This is a genomic window from Bacillus cereus group sp. BfR-BA-01349 (genome assembly GCF_022663795.1).
In the GTDB taxonomy this organism is placed as follows: Bacteria; Bacillota; Bacilli; order Bacillales; family Bacillaceae_G; genus Bacillus_A; species Bacillus_A cereus.
On sequence record NZ_JAKUGE010000042.1, the window covers coordinates 30,573 to 48,360 of the forward strand.

The window sequence follows — 17,788 nt, forward strand, 5'->3', positions numbered from 1 at the left end:
ATTTAATTAAAATCTTAAAAATAACTTACATACCGTGTATATCTGTAGAGTTATTTCGAATAAAAAGTCGAACGATTATAAAAGTGAAAACTGTTGTTTTGACAAAAAAACCAACAATCATCTTTTATAATGACAGTAATTAAACTATGCAGGTGGTGTTAAAAATATGCCTAAAGCAGGAAGGAATACTATGAATACAAGTGCATTGGCAATGAATGAGAGTCAGCTTGGAGGAATAAAGTGGACGAGTAAGTTGCGAATGAAATTTGAGCAAGTTTTCTTTAGATGGGGATTTATTATTGTTGTTATTGGTTTTCTTTTGGGACGAGCATATATATTAACAAATATTTTACCGTTTGCACTCCCATTTTTTGCTGCTGTTTATGTTATGAAGCGGGATAAGATGCCGCTAGCATTTTTAGCTCTAATGGGAGGAGCTCTTTCGGTATCGATAGATAATTTGTTTTTTACCTTTGCATCTATCTTTACCTTCTTCATTTATAATATCTTCTTTAGTCGATTTACACGTAAAACTGTTGGACTTGTTCCATTTCAAGTATTTATCTCCGCATTAACCGCACACTTAGTTGTTGTATATTTTGCGCAACAAACTGTCACCATGTACGATTTACTCGTTAGTACCATTGAGGCTGGGCTTAGTTTCGTATTAACTATGATATTTTTACAAAGCGTCCCGCTTTTAGTGGAAAGGAAAGGAAAACAACAGGCATTAGAGACGGAAGAAATTGTTTGTTTGATTATATTACTAGCATCTGTTTTAACGGGTACAACAGATTGGTTTGTATATGATGCTTCTATTCAACATATTTTTACAAGGTATTTAGTGCTAGTATTTGCATTTATTGCGGGTGCTGCCACAGGATCCACAGTAGGGGTTGTAACAGGACTAATATTAAGTTTAGCAAATGTGTCTAGTTTGTCTCAGCTTAGCCTTCTTGCTTTCTCTGGATTGCTTGGTGGATTGTTAAAAGAAGGGAAGCGTTTAGGTGTTAGTTTAGGTTTATTAATTGGGACAAGCTTAATTACATTATATGTGGACAAACAGACAAATATTGTAACAACTTTAATTGAGTCAGGTGTAGCGATTGTTATCTTCTTATTAACACCGAAGCTTGTTTTGGATCGTATTGCTAAATTTATGCCAGGTACACAAGAGCATTCGCAAGATCAACAACAGTATTTAAGAAGGATGCGTGATGTTACAGCAAATAAAATCAACCAATTTGCAAATGTATTTGCGGCTTTATCTAATAGCTTTTCTGTATATGGGTATGTAGAGGAAGAAGATAAAGAGACAGAAGCAGATTTGTTTTTGAGTACAATTACTGCGAAAACATGTCAAACATGCTTTAAAAAGGATCAATGCTGGGTAGTGAATTTTGATAAAACGTACGATTATATGAAACAAATAATGAATGAAACGGAAGAAGGAACCCTGCAACATAATCGTAAATTAGTTCGTGAGTGGGACAAGCATTGTGTGAGAGGGAAAAAAGTGACGGATTTAGTAGCGGGTGAATTAGATCACTTCTATGAGGGACAAAAATTACGAAAACAAATGAAGGAAAATCGTAGAATAGTAGCGGAGCAATTATTAGGTGTATCAAAGGTTATGGAGGATTTTGCTAAGGAGATACAACGAGAGCGTGAAAATCATCAAGTGCAGGAAGAACAGATTATGCAAGCATTCCGTGATTTTGGTGTCGAAGTAGAGCATGTTGATATTTATTGTTTAGATAGAGGAAGCATTGATATTGAAATGTTAATTCCAGTTGCATCTAATGAACATGGTGAATGTGAAAAGTTAGTTGCACCGATGCTTTCGGATATCCTTAAAGAAAATATTGTCGTTAAACATGAAGAAAAGTCTTCTTATCCAAATGGCCATAGTTTAATATCATTTGGTTCGGCGAAGACGTATTCTCTTGATACAGGATTGGCTACAGCTGCAAAAGGCGGTGGATTTGTTTCGGGTGACTCTTATGCGATGATGGATTTAAGTGTTGGTAAATATGCACTTGCAATTAGTGATGGTATGGGGAATGGGCAAAGGGCTCATATGGAAAGTAAGGAAACGGTGAAATTATTACAAAAAATACTCCAATCGGGCATTGATGAAGAAATAGCAATTAAGTCTATCAATTCAATTCTTTCTTTGAGAACGACAGAAGAGATGTTTACGACGTTAGATTTAGCTATGGTAGATTTGCGGGATGCGAGTGCAAGGTTTTTAAAGATTGGATCGACGCCGAGTTTTGTTAAACGCGCAAATAATATTTTGAAAATTGAAGCAAGTAATTTGCCGATGGGAATCATTGAAGATGTTGAAGTTGATGTGGTGGGTGAACAATTAAAAACGGGCGATATTCTTATTATGATGAGCGATGGGATTTTTGAAGGAGCACAGCATGTGGAGAATCATGAATTGTGGATGAAACGAAAAATTAAAGAATTGCAAACCGAAGACCCGCAAGAAATTGCTGATATCATTATGGAAGAAGTGATTCGCTCTTGTGATGGTTATATAAATGATGATATGACTATTGTAGTGGCAAAAGTGAAGAAAAATATGCCGAAGTGGGCTACGATTCCGATTGTAGGAATGCAGGCGCAGTAAAATGTAAGTGGAATGTTTATCTATAATTTGATTTTAAAAACCTAGGTGAATACCTAGGTTTTTTTGTGGAAAAAGGTAATGTTATTAATTTTGTGAATATACACGGAGGATGTAAGATAAAAATGTAATTTTTGTATATCTTTTTTTTGCACAATGTTTGTAAAAGTTGTACCATTGTAGACAAGGCAACTAACGTTGCTGTTCTTGTTTAATGAAAGGTGATTACGAAGTTGAAAGATACATTTGTTGAAAAAGTAGATGACTTTGTAAAGCAGCATGATGTATTAAAGAATGATTCAACAATTGTTGTGGGAGTTTCTGGTGGTCCTGACTCGTTAGCGCTTTTATATTATTTATTAGAAAAAAGAGCGGAAAAACAGTTGGAAATTGTAGTAGCTCATGTGGATCATATGTTTAGAGGTGATGAATCTCATGAGGATTTACGGTTTGTGCAGGGCCTTTGTGAAGAACTGGGAATTATTTGTGAAACGATAAGGATTAATGTATCACAATATCAACAGCAATACGGAATGAATGCACAGGTTGCTGCTAGAGAATGCAGATATGCATTTTTGGAAAGAATAATGAAGAAATATGATGCAAGATATGTTGCTCTTGGACATCATGGAGATGATCAAGTCGAGACAATTTTAATGCGTCTTGTAAGAGGGAGTACTCCGAAAGGATATGCAGGAATTGCAGTGAAGCGTCCTTTTCATAATGGGTATTTAATTAGGCCGTTACTTGGGGTAACGAAGGAAGAAATTGTTGATTACTGTAATAAGCTAAATTTAATGCCACGTATAGATCCGAGTAATAAAAAGGAAGTATATACAAGGAATCGATTACGTAAATATGTCCTTCCTCATTTGAAAGAAGAAAATCCACAAGTGCATGAGAAATTCCAAAAATTTAGCGTGCAGATGCAAGAGGATGAGGCTTATTTGCAGGAATTAGCTTTTGAAAAAATGAATAAAGTAATTACAAAAAAAAGTGATAAACAAATTAGCTTATCAATTCCTGCCTTTGAATCCATGTCTATGCCTTTACAAAGAAGAGGGATTCAACTAATATTAAACTATCTTTATGAATATAAGATTCCATCTTCTCTTTCTTCCATACATATTGACAAGGTGATTGAGTTTTTTAAGCGGACACAACCTTCAGGTTCACTTGATTTTCCAGGTGATTTGAAAATTGTTCGTACATACGAGGAGTGTAGCTTTAGATTTAAACAAGAAATTGTTTCTCCTTTTTTACAAGATTTATCAGTACCCGGGACCATTACGCTATTGAACGGGGATGAATTTGTAACAGAGGTGAGCGAAGATATACCAAGTAACATGAATGAAACAGTATTTGTTGCTAAGTATAATGATATATCATATCCACTTCGTATTCGTTCTAGGGAAAATGGAGATCGCATGTCAATACAAGGTATGAATGGCACGAAAAAGATAAAAGCTATTTTTATCGAAGCAAAAGTACCGAAAGAAAAAAGAGAAGAATGGCCGGTCGTTTGTGATGCAAGTGGGACCATTATTTGGGTACCCTTGTTGAAGCGATCTGCATTTGCAATTTCGAAAGAGATGGCAAAGAAGGATAAATATATGATTATTCACTACAAAAGCAAGGAGTCTTCCGGGAGGATAATGAAATGATGAATCAAGATATCGAAAAAGTATTAATTTCTGAAGAGCAAATACAAGAAAAGGTGCGCGAACTAGGTGCAATTGTTGCAGAGGATTATAAAAACACAGTACCTCTTGCAATTGGTGTATTAAAAGGCGCAATGCCATTCATGGCAGATTTATTAAAGAGAACAGATACATATCTTGAAATGGATTTTATGGCTGTATCTAGTTACGGTCACTCTACAGTTTCAACAGGCGAAGTGAAAATTTTAAAAGATCTTGATACTTCTGTAGAAGGTCGCGATATTTTAATCGTCGAAGATATTATTGATAGTGGTCTTACACTAAGCTACTTAGTAGACTTATTCAAATATCGTAAAGCGAAGTCTGTAAAAATTGTTACATTATTAGATAAGCCAACAGGCCGTAAGGTTGATCTGAAAGCGGATTATGTTGGATTTACTGTTCCACATGAATTTGTAGTAGGATATGGATTAGATTATAAAGAGCAGTACCGTAATCTTCCTTATGTAGGCGTATTAAAACCAAGCGTTTACTCAAATTAATTAAATATAGGCTTCACAATTGTATAGGAAAGTTTTTCTATGTTACGATTTACTATAGTGTTTATGCCGTGAGAGGAGGTTAGGAATGAATCGTATCTTCCGTAATACCATCTTTTATTTACTGATATTCTTAGTAGTAATTGGAATCGTGAGCTATTTTAATGGTTCGACACAAAAAACGACATCAGTTAGCTACGACAAATTCATTACTAAACTAGAAAGCGGTGAAGTGCGTAATGTGCAACTTCAACCGAAAAATGGTGTATTTGAGGTAAAAGGACAATTTAATAACTCTAGCCAAGGAGAACAATTTGTTACTTATGCACCAAATACTGAGGAATTACAAAAGAAAATTAATGATAAAGCGAAAGGTGCCGAAGTTAAGTATCAACCAGCAGAAGAAACAAGTGCTTGGGTAACATTCTTTACTTCAATCATTCCATTTGTCATCATCTTCATTTTATTCTTCTTCTTATTAAACCAAGCTCAAGGCGGCGGTAGCCGTGTTATGAACTTCGGGAAAAGTAAGGCGAAGTTATATAATGATGAAAAGAAAAAAGTTCGTTTCAGAGATGTTGCTGGTGCGGATGAAGAGAAACAAGAACTTGTTGAGGTAGTTGAATTCTTGAAAGACCCTCGTAAGTTCTCTGAAGTTGGTGCTCGTATTCCAAAGGGTGTCCTATTAGTTGGACCTCCAGGTACAGGTAAAACTTTATTAGCACGTGCTGTTGCAGGTGAGGCTGGCGTTCCATTCTTCTCTATCAGTGGTTCTGACTTCGTAGAGATGTTTGTCGGTGTCGGTGCATCACGTGTACGTGATTTATTTGAAAATGCAAAGAAAAATGCTCCTTGTATCATTTTCATTGATGAAATTGATGCAGTAGGGCGTCAACGTGGCGCAGGTCTTGGTGGTGGCCATGATGAGCGTGAGCAAACGTTGAACCAATTACTTGTTGAAATGGATGGATTCGGTGCAAACGAAGGTATTATTATCATCGCTGCGACAAACCGTCCTGATATTCTTGATCCAGCATTATTACGTCCAGGTCGTTTTGACCGTCAAATTACAGTAGATCGTCCAGATGTAAATGGCCGTGAAGCTGTACTGAAGGTGCATGCTCGTAATAAACCGCTTGATGAGAATATCAACTTAAGAGCAATTGCAACTCGTACGTCAGGATTCTCTGGTGCTGATCTTGAAAACTTATTAAACGAAGCTGCTTTAGTAGCTGCGCGTCAAGATAAGAAGAAAATTGATATGAGTGACATTGATGAAGCAACGGATCGCGTTATTGCAGGTCCGGCTAAGAAAAGTCGTGTTATCTCTGAAAAAGAACGTAATATCGTTGCTTTCCATGAAGCGGGTCATACTGTAATTGGTGTTGTTCTTGATGAAGCTGATGTCGTTCATAAAGTAACAATTGTCCCTCGTGGTCAAGCTGGTGGATATGCAGTAATGCTTCCGAAAGAAGATCGTTACTTCATGACAAAGCCAGAGTTACTTGATAAAATCACTGGTTTACTTGGTGGTCGAGTAGCTGAGGAGATTGTATTTGGTGAAGTGAGTACAGGTGCTCACAACGACTTCCAACGTGCGACGGGCATTGCGAGACGTATGGTTACAGAATTCGGTATGAGTGATAAGCTTGGACCAATGCAATTTGGTAGTTCGCAAGGTGGTCAAGTGTTCTTAGGAAGAGACTTCCATTCAGAGCAAAACTACAGTGATGCAATTGCACACGATATCGATGTAGAAATGCAAACGATTATGAAAGAATGTTATGCTCGTGCAAAAGACATTCTTACTGAAAATCGTGATAAGCTAGATCTTATTGCAAAAACGTTACTTGAAGTAGAAACGTTAGATGCTGAGCAAATCAATCATTTATGTGATTACGGCAGATTGCCAGAACGTCCAACATCTTCAGATGATGTGAAAGTAAACATCAACATGAAGAAAGACGATGAAGATAAAGAAGATAAGTAAGAAACGAAGGAGTGACTATCGTCACTCCTTTTTTGTTTGTTAAAACCTTTATTAATTACTATTGAGAACTTAGTGGATAAAGTAATTTAAGTAAAACTAGTATTAAAAATTGAAATAGAGAGCGATCTTTTTGTAAAATGATGAGGATAGGAAAGCTGATTATATAAGTATGTGTGATATGATGTTTTTATAAGTTTTATACATACTGCACAAATATAGATTAAATAAGATAAGTGGTGAGAATATGATTTTTGTATTGGATGTAGGGAACACAAATGCTGTACTAGGTGTGTTTGAAGAGGGGGAACTTCGTCAGCATTGGCGCATGGAAACAGATCGTCATAAGACAGAAGATGAATATGGAATGCTTGTAAAGCAATTGCTTGAGCATGAAGGTCTTTCGTTTGAAGATGTGAAAGGTATTATTGTGTCTTCAGTCGTACCACCAATTATGTTTGCTTTAGAGCGCATGTGTGAAAAATATTTTAAAATTAAACCGCTTGTAGTAGGGCCTGGGATAAAAACAGGGCTAAATATTAAATATGAAAATCCGCGTGAAGTAGGCGCAGACCGAATTGTAAATGCAGTAGCAGGAATCCACTTATATGGAAGTCCGCTTATTATTGTTGATTTTGGTACGGCTACTACATATTGTTATATTAACGAAGAAAAGCATTATATGGGTGGAGTTATTACGCCAGGAATTATGATTTCAGCAGAGGCTTTATATAGCAGAGCAGCAAAACTTCCTCGTATCGAAATTACAAAACCAAGCAGTGTAGTTGGGAAAAATACAGTAAGTGCGATGCAATCGGGTATTCTTTATGGTTATGTTGGACAAGTGGAAGGTATTGTTAAGCGTATGAAAGAAGAAGCTAGACAAGAACCTAAAGTTATTGCAACAGGTGGATTAGCAAAATTAATTTCCGAAGAATCGAATGTAATTGATATTGTAGATCCATTTTTAACGTTAAAAGGTTTGTACATGTTATATGAACGTAATGCAAATTTACAGCATGAGAAAGGTGAATAAATACGTATGAAAGATTATTTAGTAAAAGCGTTAGCGTTTGATGGAGAAGTGCGTGCGTATAGTGTACGTACAACAAATACAGTAAGTGAGGCGCAAAGACGTCATGATACATGGAGAACAGCTTCAGCGGCACTAGGGCGTTCTTTAACTGCGGGTACAATGATGGGCGCAATGTTAAAAGGTGAGCAAAAGTTAACGATTAAGGTAGAAGGTAACGGTCCGATTGGTCCTATCTTAGTAGATGCTCATGCAAATGGAGATGTACGTGGTTATGTAACGAATCCGCATGTTGATTTTGAAGGAACAGAACAAGGGAAGTTACGTGTATATCAAGCGGTAGGTACAGAGGGGTTTGTAACTGTAATTAAAGATATTGGAATGCGTGAGCCGTTTATTGGTCAATCTCCAATCGTTTCAGGAGAATTAGGAGAAGACTTTACGTATTATTTTGCAGTTTCTGAACAAACGCCTTCTTCTGTAGGTGTTGGTGTTCTTGTAAATGGAGATGATAGCATATTAGCGGCAGGTGGATTTATCCTTCAAATTATGCCGGGTGCGCAAGATGAAACGATTTCATTTATTGAAGACCGTTTACAAAAAATTCCCCCTGTATCAACGTTGATTGAACAAGGCCTTTCTCCGGAAGAGCTACTATATGCAGTTCTTGGAGAAGATAAAGTAAAAGTATTAGAAACGATGGATGTTCAATTTAATTGCACATGCTCACGCGAGCGTATTGAGAGTGTATTAATTAGTTTAGGTAAAACAGAGTTAGAGCAAGTTCGTGAAGAAGAGGAAGAGACAGAAGTGCACTGTCATTTCTGTAATGAACGATACAAGTTCTCTAAAGAAGATATTACAAATTTAATCGAGAATTTGTAATAAGGGAATTAAGAGGAGCAATTCTCCAAATGAATTGACAAACAGGGAATTTTCTGACAAAATCTAAATATAGATAAAACCAATAAAAATACTCGGTGTTAGGAGTGACAGGAATGCGAGTGGCACAATCAGTTTCAGAATTAATCGGGAAAACGCCGATCGTCAAGTTGAACCGCATCGTAGAATCAGACAGCGCAGATATATACTTAAAATTAGAATTTATGAATCCGGGGAGTAGCGTTAAAGATCGTATCGCATTAGCTATGATTGAAGATGCTGAAAAAAATGGATTATTAAAAGAAGGCGATACAATCATTGAGCCGACAAGTGGTAACACAGGAATTGGTTTAGCGATGGTAGCGGCTGCTAAAGGATATAATGCAATCTTAGTAATGCCAGAAACAATGAGTATTGAGCGTCGTAATTTATTACGTGCTTACGGTGCGGAATTAGTATTGACTCCAGGGCCTGAAGGAATGGGTGGAGCAATTCGTAAAGCGACTGAATTAGCAAAAGAGCATGGCTACTTTATACCACAACAGTTCAAAAACCAATCGAATCCAGAAATTCACCGTTTAACAACAGGTCCAGAAATTATTGAACAAATGGGCGACCAATTAGATGCGTTTATTGCAGGTATTGGTACAGGTGGAACGATTACTGGTGCGGGTGAAGTACTGAAGGAAGCGTATAAAGATATTAAAATTTATGCAGTAGAACCTGCAGATTCACCAGTATTATCTGGTGGGAAACCAGGTCCACATAAAATCCAAGGAATTGGGGCGGGATTTATTCCGGAGACGTTGGATGTAGAAGTATATGATGAAATTATTCAAGTGAAAACAGAGCAAGCATTTGAATATGCGAGAAGAGTGGCTAAAGAGGAAGGTATTTTAGTTGGTATCTCTTCAGGTGCAGTTATTTATGCGGCAACAGAAGTTGCGAAAAAGTTAGGTAAAGGGAAAAAGGTACTTGTTATTATCCCGAGTAACGGTGAACGTTATTTAAGTACACCACTTTATCAATTTGAATCATAATTAAACGCGATTGAAAAAGCATCCTTGAAAAAGGGTGCTTTTTCTTTTGGGATTGGAAATAGGAAAAGAGTGAATGACTAGAAAACTTCATGTAAAATAAGAGGTAGTATAATTAAATTATTTTCACTAGCCTTCGAGTATAATCAATCTCTATATAAATAACTTATGTAGTTTGAGCTGGTTAATCTAAGAGGGTGGGATAAAAGAAGACGGGGTGTTGATATGCAACGAAGAAAATCTTTAGCGCTTTCTATTCCATATCAGTTAGATTTCTTTAAGCAATATAAATTTCTTTCTCAGGGTAAATCGCAACATATTTTGTTAGAAAGCGGCCGTGGCGGTCGTTATAACATTGTAGGGCTGAACCCAGTAGCGGTAATCCGAGGGAAGGATGAAACGTTACATATAAGTGAAAGTGGTAAGGAAACAATAAAACGAGGGAATCCGTTAGATTTAATGCAAGAATATATGGAACAATGGAAGACGGACTATAACCCAGAGTATCCGCCTTTTCAAGGTGGTGCAATTGGCTATTTCAGTTATGACTGTATCCGTTATATTGAAAAGCTACCTTCTCTTGCGGAAGATGATATTAATATACCTGACATCTTCTTTTTATTATTTGATGACGTATTTGTCTATGATCAAAAAGAAAAAGTGTTATGGGTTATTACGCATTATGTAGATAAATATGAAGAGGCAAAAGAACGGCTAAATGAGTGGAAGAGTCTTTGGATGACAGAAGCGCCTGAAGTGACTGTTCCCTTTGAAAGTCCTGAAAAGAAAAGTGAAGCAGTTGCTTTTACTGAAGCCAGCTTTATGAAGGCAGTTGAATGTATTCAAGAATATATTGGGGCGGGTGATGTGTTCCAAGTAAACTTGTCGACGAGACAAGAAAGAACGTTACAGACACACCCACTAGAAATTTATACAAGTCTTCGTGAAATTAATCCATCTCCATATATGGGTTACCTGGAGCTTGGGGATTTTCAAATTGTTAGTGGATCGCCAGAGTTGTTAATTAAGAAACAAGGAACTGAAGTAAGTACAAGACCAATTGCTGGAACGAGATCTAGAGGCGCGGATGAGCAAGAGGATGAAGAATTAGCAAGAGAATTAATTGAGAACGAAAAAGAAAGAGCAGAGCATGTAATGCTTGTGGATTTAGAAAGAAATGATTTAGGACGTGTTTGTAAATATGGCACTGTAGAAGTAGATGAATTTATGGTGATTGAGAAATACTCACATGTTATGCATATTGTTTCTAATGTACGTGGTGAGGTGGAAGAAGATAAAGATGCTTTTGATTTAGTGAAGGCTGTATTCCCTGGGGGAACAATTACTGGTGCCCCGAAAATACGTACGATGGAAATTATTGAGGAATTAGAACCTGTTCGGAGAGGGATTTATACAGGTTCAATCGGTTGGATTGGTTATTCTGGAGATACAGAATTGAATATTGTAATTAGAACACTTCTTGCTAAAGATGGAAAAGCTCATGTGCAAGCAGGGGCGGGAATTGTAATTGATTCAAATCCAGAAAATGAATATAAAGAGTCGTTAAAAAAGGCGATTGCTTTATGGCGTGCAAAAGAACGTAGCGAAGAAACGGTTAGGTGAGAGAAATGATATTAATGATTGATAATTATGATTCTTTTACATTTAATTTAGTGCAGTTTCTTGGAGAACTTGGACAAGAGCTCGTTGTTAAACGTAACGATGAAGTGACCATTTCAGATATTGAGAATATGAAACCAGATTTTCTAATGATTTCTCCAGGTCCATGTAGTCCTAATGAAGCGGGGATTAGTATGGAAGTTATTAAATACTTTGCTGGAAAGATTCCGATTTTTGGAGTTTGTCTTGGGCATCAATCCATTGCACAAGTGTTTGGTGGAGAGGTTGTCCGTGCAGAACGATTAATGCATGGGAAAACGTCGCTTATGCATCATGATGGAAAGACGATTTTTTCGGATATTCCTAATCCGTTTACTGCGACGCGCTATCATTCCCTTATTGTTAAGAAAGAGACGTTACCCGATTGCTTAGAGGTAACATCTTGGACAGAGGAAGGAGAAATTATGGCACTTCGTCATAAGACATTGCCGATAGAGGGTGTGCAATTCCATCCGGAATCTATTATGACTTCTCATGGGAAAGAGTTGTTACAGAATTTCATTCGTAAATACAGTCCAAGTGCAACATTATGTTAATTTACGTAAATGGTCAGTATGTAGAAGCAAGTGAAGCGAAAATTTCTCCTTATGATCATGGTTATTTATATGGTCTTGGAGTTTTTGAAACGTTTCGTATTTATAATGGTCATCCTTTCTTATTGGATGATCATTATGACCGTTTAATAGAAGCGCTGGATACATTGCAAATTAAATGGACAATGACAAAAAATGACGTGATGCTTATTTTAAAAAATTTACTCGCTAAGAATGAATTGGAGCATGCATATGTACGTTTTAATGTATCAGCGGGTATAGATGAAATAGGATTACAAACGGAAATGTATGAAGAGCCTTCGGTTATTGTTTTTATAAAACCTTTAACAGCTCCAGGAGATGTAGTGGAAAAAGAAGGTGTTATTCTAAAACAAGTGCGAAATACACCGGAAGGAACATTTCGCCTGAAGTCTCATCATTATTTAAATAATATTTTAGGGAAGCGTGAAATTGGAAATGTTGTGAGTAAGGAAGGTATTTTTCTTACTGAAGCAGGTTATGTTGCAGAGGGTATTGTTTCCAATCTATTTTTTGTGAAAGGTGATGTTTTATATACACCTTCGTTAGAGACAGGGATTTTAAATGGTATCACTCGTGCGTTTATTATAAAGAGTGCTGAAGAATTAAATATAGAAGTAAAGGAAGGTTTCTTTACAAAAGATGAGCTACTTTCAGCGGATGAAGTCTTCGTAACAAACTCCATTCAAGAAATTGTTCCGCTTTATCGTATAGAAGCGCAGGATTTCCCGGGTAAAGTAGGAGTGGTTACAAAAAGTTTAATGTACCTTTATGGAATGCAAAGAGAGAAATTATGGAGCAGAAATGAATTACGAAGAGGAGATGTGTAGTTTGAAGTGGGATTATGATTTACGCTGCGGCGAATATACATTGAATTTAAATGAAAAGACATTAATTATGGGGATTTTAAATGTAACACCAGATTCGTTTTCTGATGGTGGGAGTTACAACGAGGTAGATGCTGCGGTACGTCACGCAAAAAAAATGCAAGGTGAAGGTGCTCATATTATTGATATTGGTGGCGAATCTACTCGCCCAGGTTTTGCTAAAGTATCAGTAGAAGAAGAAATAAAGCGAGTTGTCCCGATGATTCAAGCAGTTTCAAAAGAAGTAAAGTTGCCTATATCTATCGATACATATAAAGCTGAAGTTGCAAAGCAAGCAATTGAGGCTGGTGCTCATATTATTAATGATATTTGGGGAGCGAAGGCGGAGCCGAAAATTGCTGAAGTCGCAGCTCATTACGATGTACCTATCATTTTAATGCATAACCGCGATAACATGAATTATCGTAATTTAATGGCGGATATGATTGCTGATTTGTATGACAGTATTAAAATTGCTAAAAATGCTGGTGTGCGAGATGAGAATATTATTTTAGATCCAGGTATCGGTTTTGCTAAAACACCTGAGCAGAACTTAGAGGCGATGCGTAATTTAGAACAGTTAAATGTGCTAGGTTATCCGGTTCTCTTAGGTACTTCGAGAAAGTCCTTTATTGGGCACGTATTAGATTTGCCAGTAGAGGAACGCCTTGAGGGAACGGGAGCTACTGTTTGTCTTGGTATTGAAAAGGGCTGTGAGTTTGTTCGTGTCCATGATGTGAAAGAAATGGCGCGTATGGTTAAAATGATGGATGCGATGATTGGTAAGGAGGTAAGGTAATTGGATAAAATTTATATCCATGATATGGAGTTTTATGGTTATCATGGCGTGTTCCCAGAGGAGAATAAATTAGGTCAGAGATTTAAAGTTGACTTAACGGTGGAGTTGGATTTAAAGCGTGCAGGGGAAAGTGATGACTTAGAGCATTCGGTCAATTATGGAGAGCTTTTCGAATTATGTAGAAAAGTTGTTGAGGATAGAAAGTATAAGCTTGTGGAGAGTATCGCTGAAAATATTGCTGCAGATATATTAAAACAATATGAAAGTATTTCGCGCTGTACAATTAAGGTAATTAAGCCGGATCCACCGATACCGGGTCATTATCGTGCTGTAGCAGTAGAAATTACGAGAGAACGTCCATGAACAATATAGCTTACATTGCATTAGGGTCAAATATTGGAGAGCGTTATACGTATCTAACCGAAGCGATTCAGTTTTTAAATAAAAATCCTTATATTCAGGTTGATGATATTTCATCTGTATATGAAACTGAGCCAGTTGGCTATACTGACCAAAGTTGCTTTTTAAATTTAGTTATAAAAATTTCTACCAATTTATCACCACAAGAATTATTGAAAGTAACACAAAAAGTAGAAAATGACCTAGGAAGAAAAAGGGAAATTAGGTGGGGGCCGAGGACTATCGACCTTGACATTTTACTTTATAATCAAGAGAATATTGAAGCAGAGAATCTTATTGTTCCGCATCCGCGGATGTTTGAAAGAGCTTTTGTTATCGTTCCGTTGTTAGAAATTAATCAAGACATAAAACAAAACATTTCATGTTCACAAGTAGAAGAAATGAAAAGGCGAGAGGGAGTAACGGTATGGAAGCAGAAAAATGGGGAAGACGCATTCGTGCTTTTCGAAAGCTAAAAGGTTACACACAAGAAGGTTTTGCTAAAGCACTAGGGGTATCTGTATCTGTTTTAGGTGAGGTTGAGAGAGGGAATAGATCGCCTTCTCAAGATTTTGTAGTAGAAGTTGCTAAGGCATTAAATGTTTCGATAGAGGAATTAATGCCAAAGTGATTGTACAGGAAGGAGTAGATTGATTGTTAAAGATTGCAAATATCGAGATGAAAAATCCGGTTGTACTAGCACCGATGGCGGGAGTGTGTAACTCTGCATTCCGTTTAACAGTAAAAGAATTTGGTGCCGGCTTAGTTTGTGCTGAAATGGTAAGTGATAAGGCAATATTACTTAATAATAAAAGAACATTAGATATGTTATATATCGACGAGAGAGAAAAGCCATTAAGTTTACAAATTTTTGGTGGAGAGAAAGAAACTCTTGTAGATGCTGCGAAATATGTAGATAAATATACGACAGCAGACATAATTGATATTAATATGGGTTGTCCAGTGCCGAAAATCGTTAAATGTGATGCGGGGGCAAGGTGGCTTTTAGACCCGAATAAAATATATGAAATGGTAGCAGCGGTTGTAGATGCTGTTGAAAAGCCGGTTACAGTTAAAATGCGTATCGGTTGGGATGAAGAACATATTTTCGCAATAGAAAATGCTAGGGCTGTTGAGCGTGCTGGTGGCCAAGCTGTGGCGGTTCACGGACGTACACGAGTGCAAATGTATGAAGGAAAAGCGGATTGGGATATTATTAAACAAGTAAAACAAGCTGTAAATATCCCGGTTATCGGAAATGGTGATGTCGCAACGCCGCAAGATGCAAAGCGTATGCTTGATGAAATTGGTGTAGATGGTGTTATGATTGGTCGTGCTGCTCTTGGAGATCCGTGGATGATTTATCGTACGGTAAAGTATTTGGAGACAGGTGAATTAATGCCGGAACCAACAGTGCGCGAGAAAATTGATGTATGTATGTTGCATCTAGATCGTCTTATCAACTTAAAGAATGAAAGTGTCGCTGTAAGAGAGATGAGAAAACATGCAGCTTGGTATTTAAAAGGTGTTCGTGGTAATGCGAGTGTACGTAATGGTATTAATGCTTGTAACACACGGGAAGACCTTGCGAATGTGTTAGGTACATTTGTAGAAGAAGTGGAAGCGAAACAACAAACAATTTACGTTGGTTAATAATGGACATAGGAGATTGACATTCTTCTATACACTTCCTATAATTACGTGAAAGAAAGAAGAGCTGCCAGTTAGTTGCTGGCAGTTTTTCTAGTTGAGTAGAAAATGCTATACTGTATATATTGTAAAATTAAATAGAGCTGGAGTGATATCAATATCATGGATAACATGAACCACGAAGAATTAAACGACCAATTGATTGTTCGTCGTGAAAAGCTACATAATTTACGTGAACAAGGAATTGACCCGTTCGGTAAAAGATTTGAACGCACAAATTCAACAACTGACTTAGTGAGTCTATATGGAGAGTTCTCTAAAGAGGAATTAGAGGAGAAGGAAATCGCTGTTTCTATCGCTGGTCGTATTATGACAAAACGCGGAAAAGGGAAAGCTGGATTTGCACATGTTCAAGATTTACATGGACAAGTTCAAATTTATGTTCGTAAAGATGCTGTTGGAGATGACGAGTACGAATTATTTAAAACAGCAGATTTAGGTGATTTAGTAGGTATTGAAGGTAAAGTGTTCAAAACAAACGTTGGAGAACTTTCAGTAAAAGCAACAGGCTTTACGCTATTAACGAAATCTCTTCGTCCATTACCAGATAAATACCATGGATTAAAAGATGTTGAACAACGCTACCGTCAACGTTACTTAGACTTAATTACAAGTATGGAAAGTCGTGAAACGTTCGTTACTCGTAGTAAAATCATTCGTGAGATGAGAAGATACCTAGATGACAACGGTTATCTTGAAGTGGAAACACCTATGATGCATGCAATTGCAGGTGGAGCTTCTGCGCGTCCTTTCACTACACACCATAATGCGTTAGATATGGAATTATATATGCGTATCGCAATTGAGCTACATTTAAAGCGTCTTATTGTGGGTGGTTTAGAAAAAGTATATGAGATCGGCCGTGTATTCCGTAATGAGGGTGTATCAACTCGTCATAACCCTGAGTTTACGATGATTGAATTATATGAAGCATACGCTGATTATAAAGATATTATGAAGTTAACAGAAGATATGGTTGCTCATATCGCGAAAAAAGTACTGGGTACAACAACAATCCAGTATGGTGATTATGAAATTAATCTAGAACCAGAATGGACACGTCTTCATATGGTAGATGCGATTAAGCAATACTCTGGAGCTGATTTCTGGAATCCGATGAGTGTAGAAGAAGCGCGTGAACTTGCAAAAGAACATAATGTAGAAATTAAAGATACAATGGAAGTTGGTCATATTATAAATGAATTCTTCGAACAAAAAGTAGAAGATAAATTAATCCAACCAACATTTATTTACGGTCATCCGGTAGAAATCTCGCCGCTTGCGAAAAAGAATGATGAAGATCCAAGATTTACAGATCGTTTCGAATTATTTATCGTTGCGCGTGAACATGCAAATGCATTCACTGAGTTAAATGATCCAATCGATCAAAAAGAACGTTTTGAAGCGCAATTAAAAGAGCGCGAACAAGGTAATGACGAAGCTCACATGATGGATGATGATTATATTGAAGCTCTTGAGTACGGTATGCCTCCTACGGGTGGATTAGGAATCGGTATTGATCGTCTAGTTATGTTATTAACAAATGCACCATCTATTCGTGATGTATTATTATTCCCTGCTATGCGCCATAAACAAGACTAAGCTTTGGAGATTTCTCCAAAGCTTTTTTTATTTGAGCATGAGTTGCGTGGGTATAGTAAATCTTGATAGTGCGAGAAATTATATTTATATAGAAGAAATGTGCTGTTTTTATACTTTTTTACTAAGTTAAAAATTTTATTAGAAAAACTATTGCATTTTAATAATCAAACTGGTATATTTATATTCGTTGCCACGAAAGGTAACAAACAAAACAAACGAAAAACAACTTATTGAAAAAAGTTGTTGACGAAAATATAACGAAATGTTATATTGATAAAGTCGCTTCTGAGCGACAAAGTAGTTCTTTGAAAACTGAACGAAACAAACAACGTGAAACGTCAATTTTTATTTTAGATGCTAGACAAACTAACTTTATTGGAGAGTTT

16 protein-coding genes are annotated in these 17,788 nt (G+C 36.8%); all 16 read left to right on the plus strand.

The features are described 5' to 3' along the window. The first annotated feature begins 166 nt into the window (after nucleotides 1–166). A complete protein-coding gene (spoIIE, locus tag MR169_RS20635; RefSeq protein WP_001123552.1) occupies nucleotides 167–2,638 on the plus strand; it encodes a stage II sporulation protein E in 2,472 nt (823 codons plus the stop codon). Nucleotides 2,639–2,868: 230 nt separating this feature from the next. After that, entirely contained in the window at nucleotides 2,869–4,299 is a 1,431-nt protein-coding gene (tilS, locus tag MR169_RS20640) for a tRNA lysidine(34) synthetase TilS (protein ID WP_000655458.1), read from the plus strand. After that, nucleotides 4,296–4,838, plus strand: a complete 543-nt coding sequence (gene hpt / locus MR169_RS20645; RefSeq protein WP_000981844.1) for a hypoxanthine phosphoribosyltransferase — start codon at nucleotides 4,296–4,298, stop codon at nucleotides 4,836–4,838. The genes tilS and hpt overlap by 4 nt, the downstream gene beginning before the upstream one ends. A gap of 85 nt (nucleotides 4,839–4,923) precedes the next feature. Beyond that, nucleotides 4,924–6,825 carry an ATP-dependent zinc metalloprotease FtsH gene (gene ftsH / locus MR169_RS20650; RefSeq protein WP_242319955.1) on the plus strand — a complete coding sequence of 634 codons (1,902 nt, stop codon included), beginning with the start codon at nucleotides 4,924–4,926 and terminating at the stop codon, nucleotides 6,823–6,825. A 244-nt stretch (nucleotides 6,826–7,069) separates the two neighbouring features. Then, nucleotides 7,070–7,858 carry a type III pantothenate kinase gene (locus MR169_RS20655; protein ID WP_000578368.1) on the plus strand — a complete coding sequence of 263 codons (789 nt, stop codon included), beginning with the start codon at nucleotides 7,070–7,072 and terminating at the stop codon, nucleotides 7,856–7,858. A gap of 6 nt (nucleotides 7,859–7,864) precedes the next feature. Beyond that, nucleotides 7,865–8,740: a redox-regulated molecular chaperone HslO gene (gene hslO / locus MR169_RS20660; protein WP_000656372.1), complete on the plus strand. Its 876-nt coding sequence runs from the start codon at nucleotides 7,865–7,867 to the stop codon at nucleotides 8,738–8,740. A 113-nt stretch (nucleotides 8,741–8,853) separates the two neighbouring features. Then, a complete protein-coding gene (gene cysK / locus MR169_RS20665) occupies nucleotides 8,854–9,777 on the plus strand; it encodes a cysteine synthase A (protein WP_001261718.1) in 924 nt (307 codons plus the stop codon). A gap of 222 nt (nucleotides 9,778–9,999) precedes the next feature. After that, a complete protein-coding gene (pabB, locus tag MR169_RS20670; RefSeq protein WP_098617279.1) occupies nucleotides 10,000–11,397 on the plus strand; it encodes an aminodeoxychorismate synthase component I in 1,398 nt (465 codons plus the stop codon). Between the two features lie 5 nt (nucleotides 11,398–11,402). Further along, nucleotides 11,403–11,990 carry an aminodeoxychorismate/anthranilate synthase component II gene (gene pabA, locus MR169_RS20675; RefSeq protein WP_000602297.1) on the plus strand — a complete coding sequence of 196 codons (588 nt, stop codon included), beginning with the start codon at nucleotides 11,403–11,405 and terminating at the stop codon, nucleotides 11,988–11,990. Then, a complete protein-coding gene (gene pabC / locus MR169_RS20680) occupies nucleotides 11,984–12,856 on the plus strand; it encodes an aminodeoxychorismate lyase (protein WP_000909876.1) in 873 nt (290 codons plus the stop codon). Before pabA ends, pabC begins: the two co-directional genes overlap by 7 nt. Further along, nucleotides 12,831–13,691 (plus strand): dihydropteroate synthase, encoded by an 861-nt coding sequence (gene folP / locus MR169_RS20685; protein ID WP_242319956.1) that lies wholly within the window; start codon nucleotides 12,831–12,833, stop codon nucleotides 13,689–13,691. Before pabC ends, folP begins: the two co-directional genes overlap by 26 nt. Beyond that, complete coding sequence (gene folB / locus MR169_RS20690; protein ID WP_000358062.1) at nucleotides 13,692–14,054, plus strand: dihydroneopterin aldolase; 363 nt, start codon at nucleotides 13,692–13,694, stop codon at nucleotides 14,052–14,054. Beyond that, nucleotides 14,051–14,566 (plus strand): 2-amino-4-hydroxy-6-hydroxymethyldihydropteridine diphosphokinase, encoded by a 516-nt coding sequence (folK, locus tag MR169_RS20695; protein ID WP_001059447.1) that lies wholly within the window; start codon nucleotides 14,051–14,053, stop codon nucleotides 14,564–14,566. Before folB ends, folK begins: the two co-directional genes overlap by 4 nt. After that, a complete protein-coding gene (locus MR169_RS20700) occupies nucleotides 14,518–14,721 on the plus strand; it encodes a helix-turn-helix domain-containing protein (protein ID WP_000387024.1) in 204 nt (67 codons plus the stop codon). The genes folK and MR169_RS20700 overlap by 49 nt, the downstream gene beginning before the upstream one ends. A gap of 23 nt (nucleotides 14,722–14,744) precedes the next feature. After that, nucleotides 14,745–15,743, plus strand: coding sequence for a tRNA dihydrouridine synthase DusB (gene dusB / locus MR169_RS20705; protein WP_000912248.1), 999 nt, complete (start codon nucleotides 14,745–14,747; stop codon nucleotides 15,741–15,743). Between the two features lie 159 nt (nucleotides 15,744–15,902). Beyond that, on the plus strand, nucleotides 15,903–17,402 hold the full coding sequence (gene lysS, locus MR169_RS20710; RefSeq protein WP_000369668.1) for a lysine--tRNA ligase: 1,500 nt from the start codon (nucleotides 15,903–15,905) through the stop codon (nucleotides 17,400–17,402). Nucleotides 17,403–17,788: the final 386 nt, after the last annotated feature.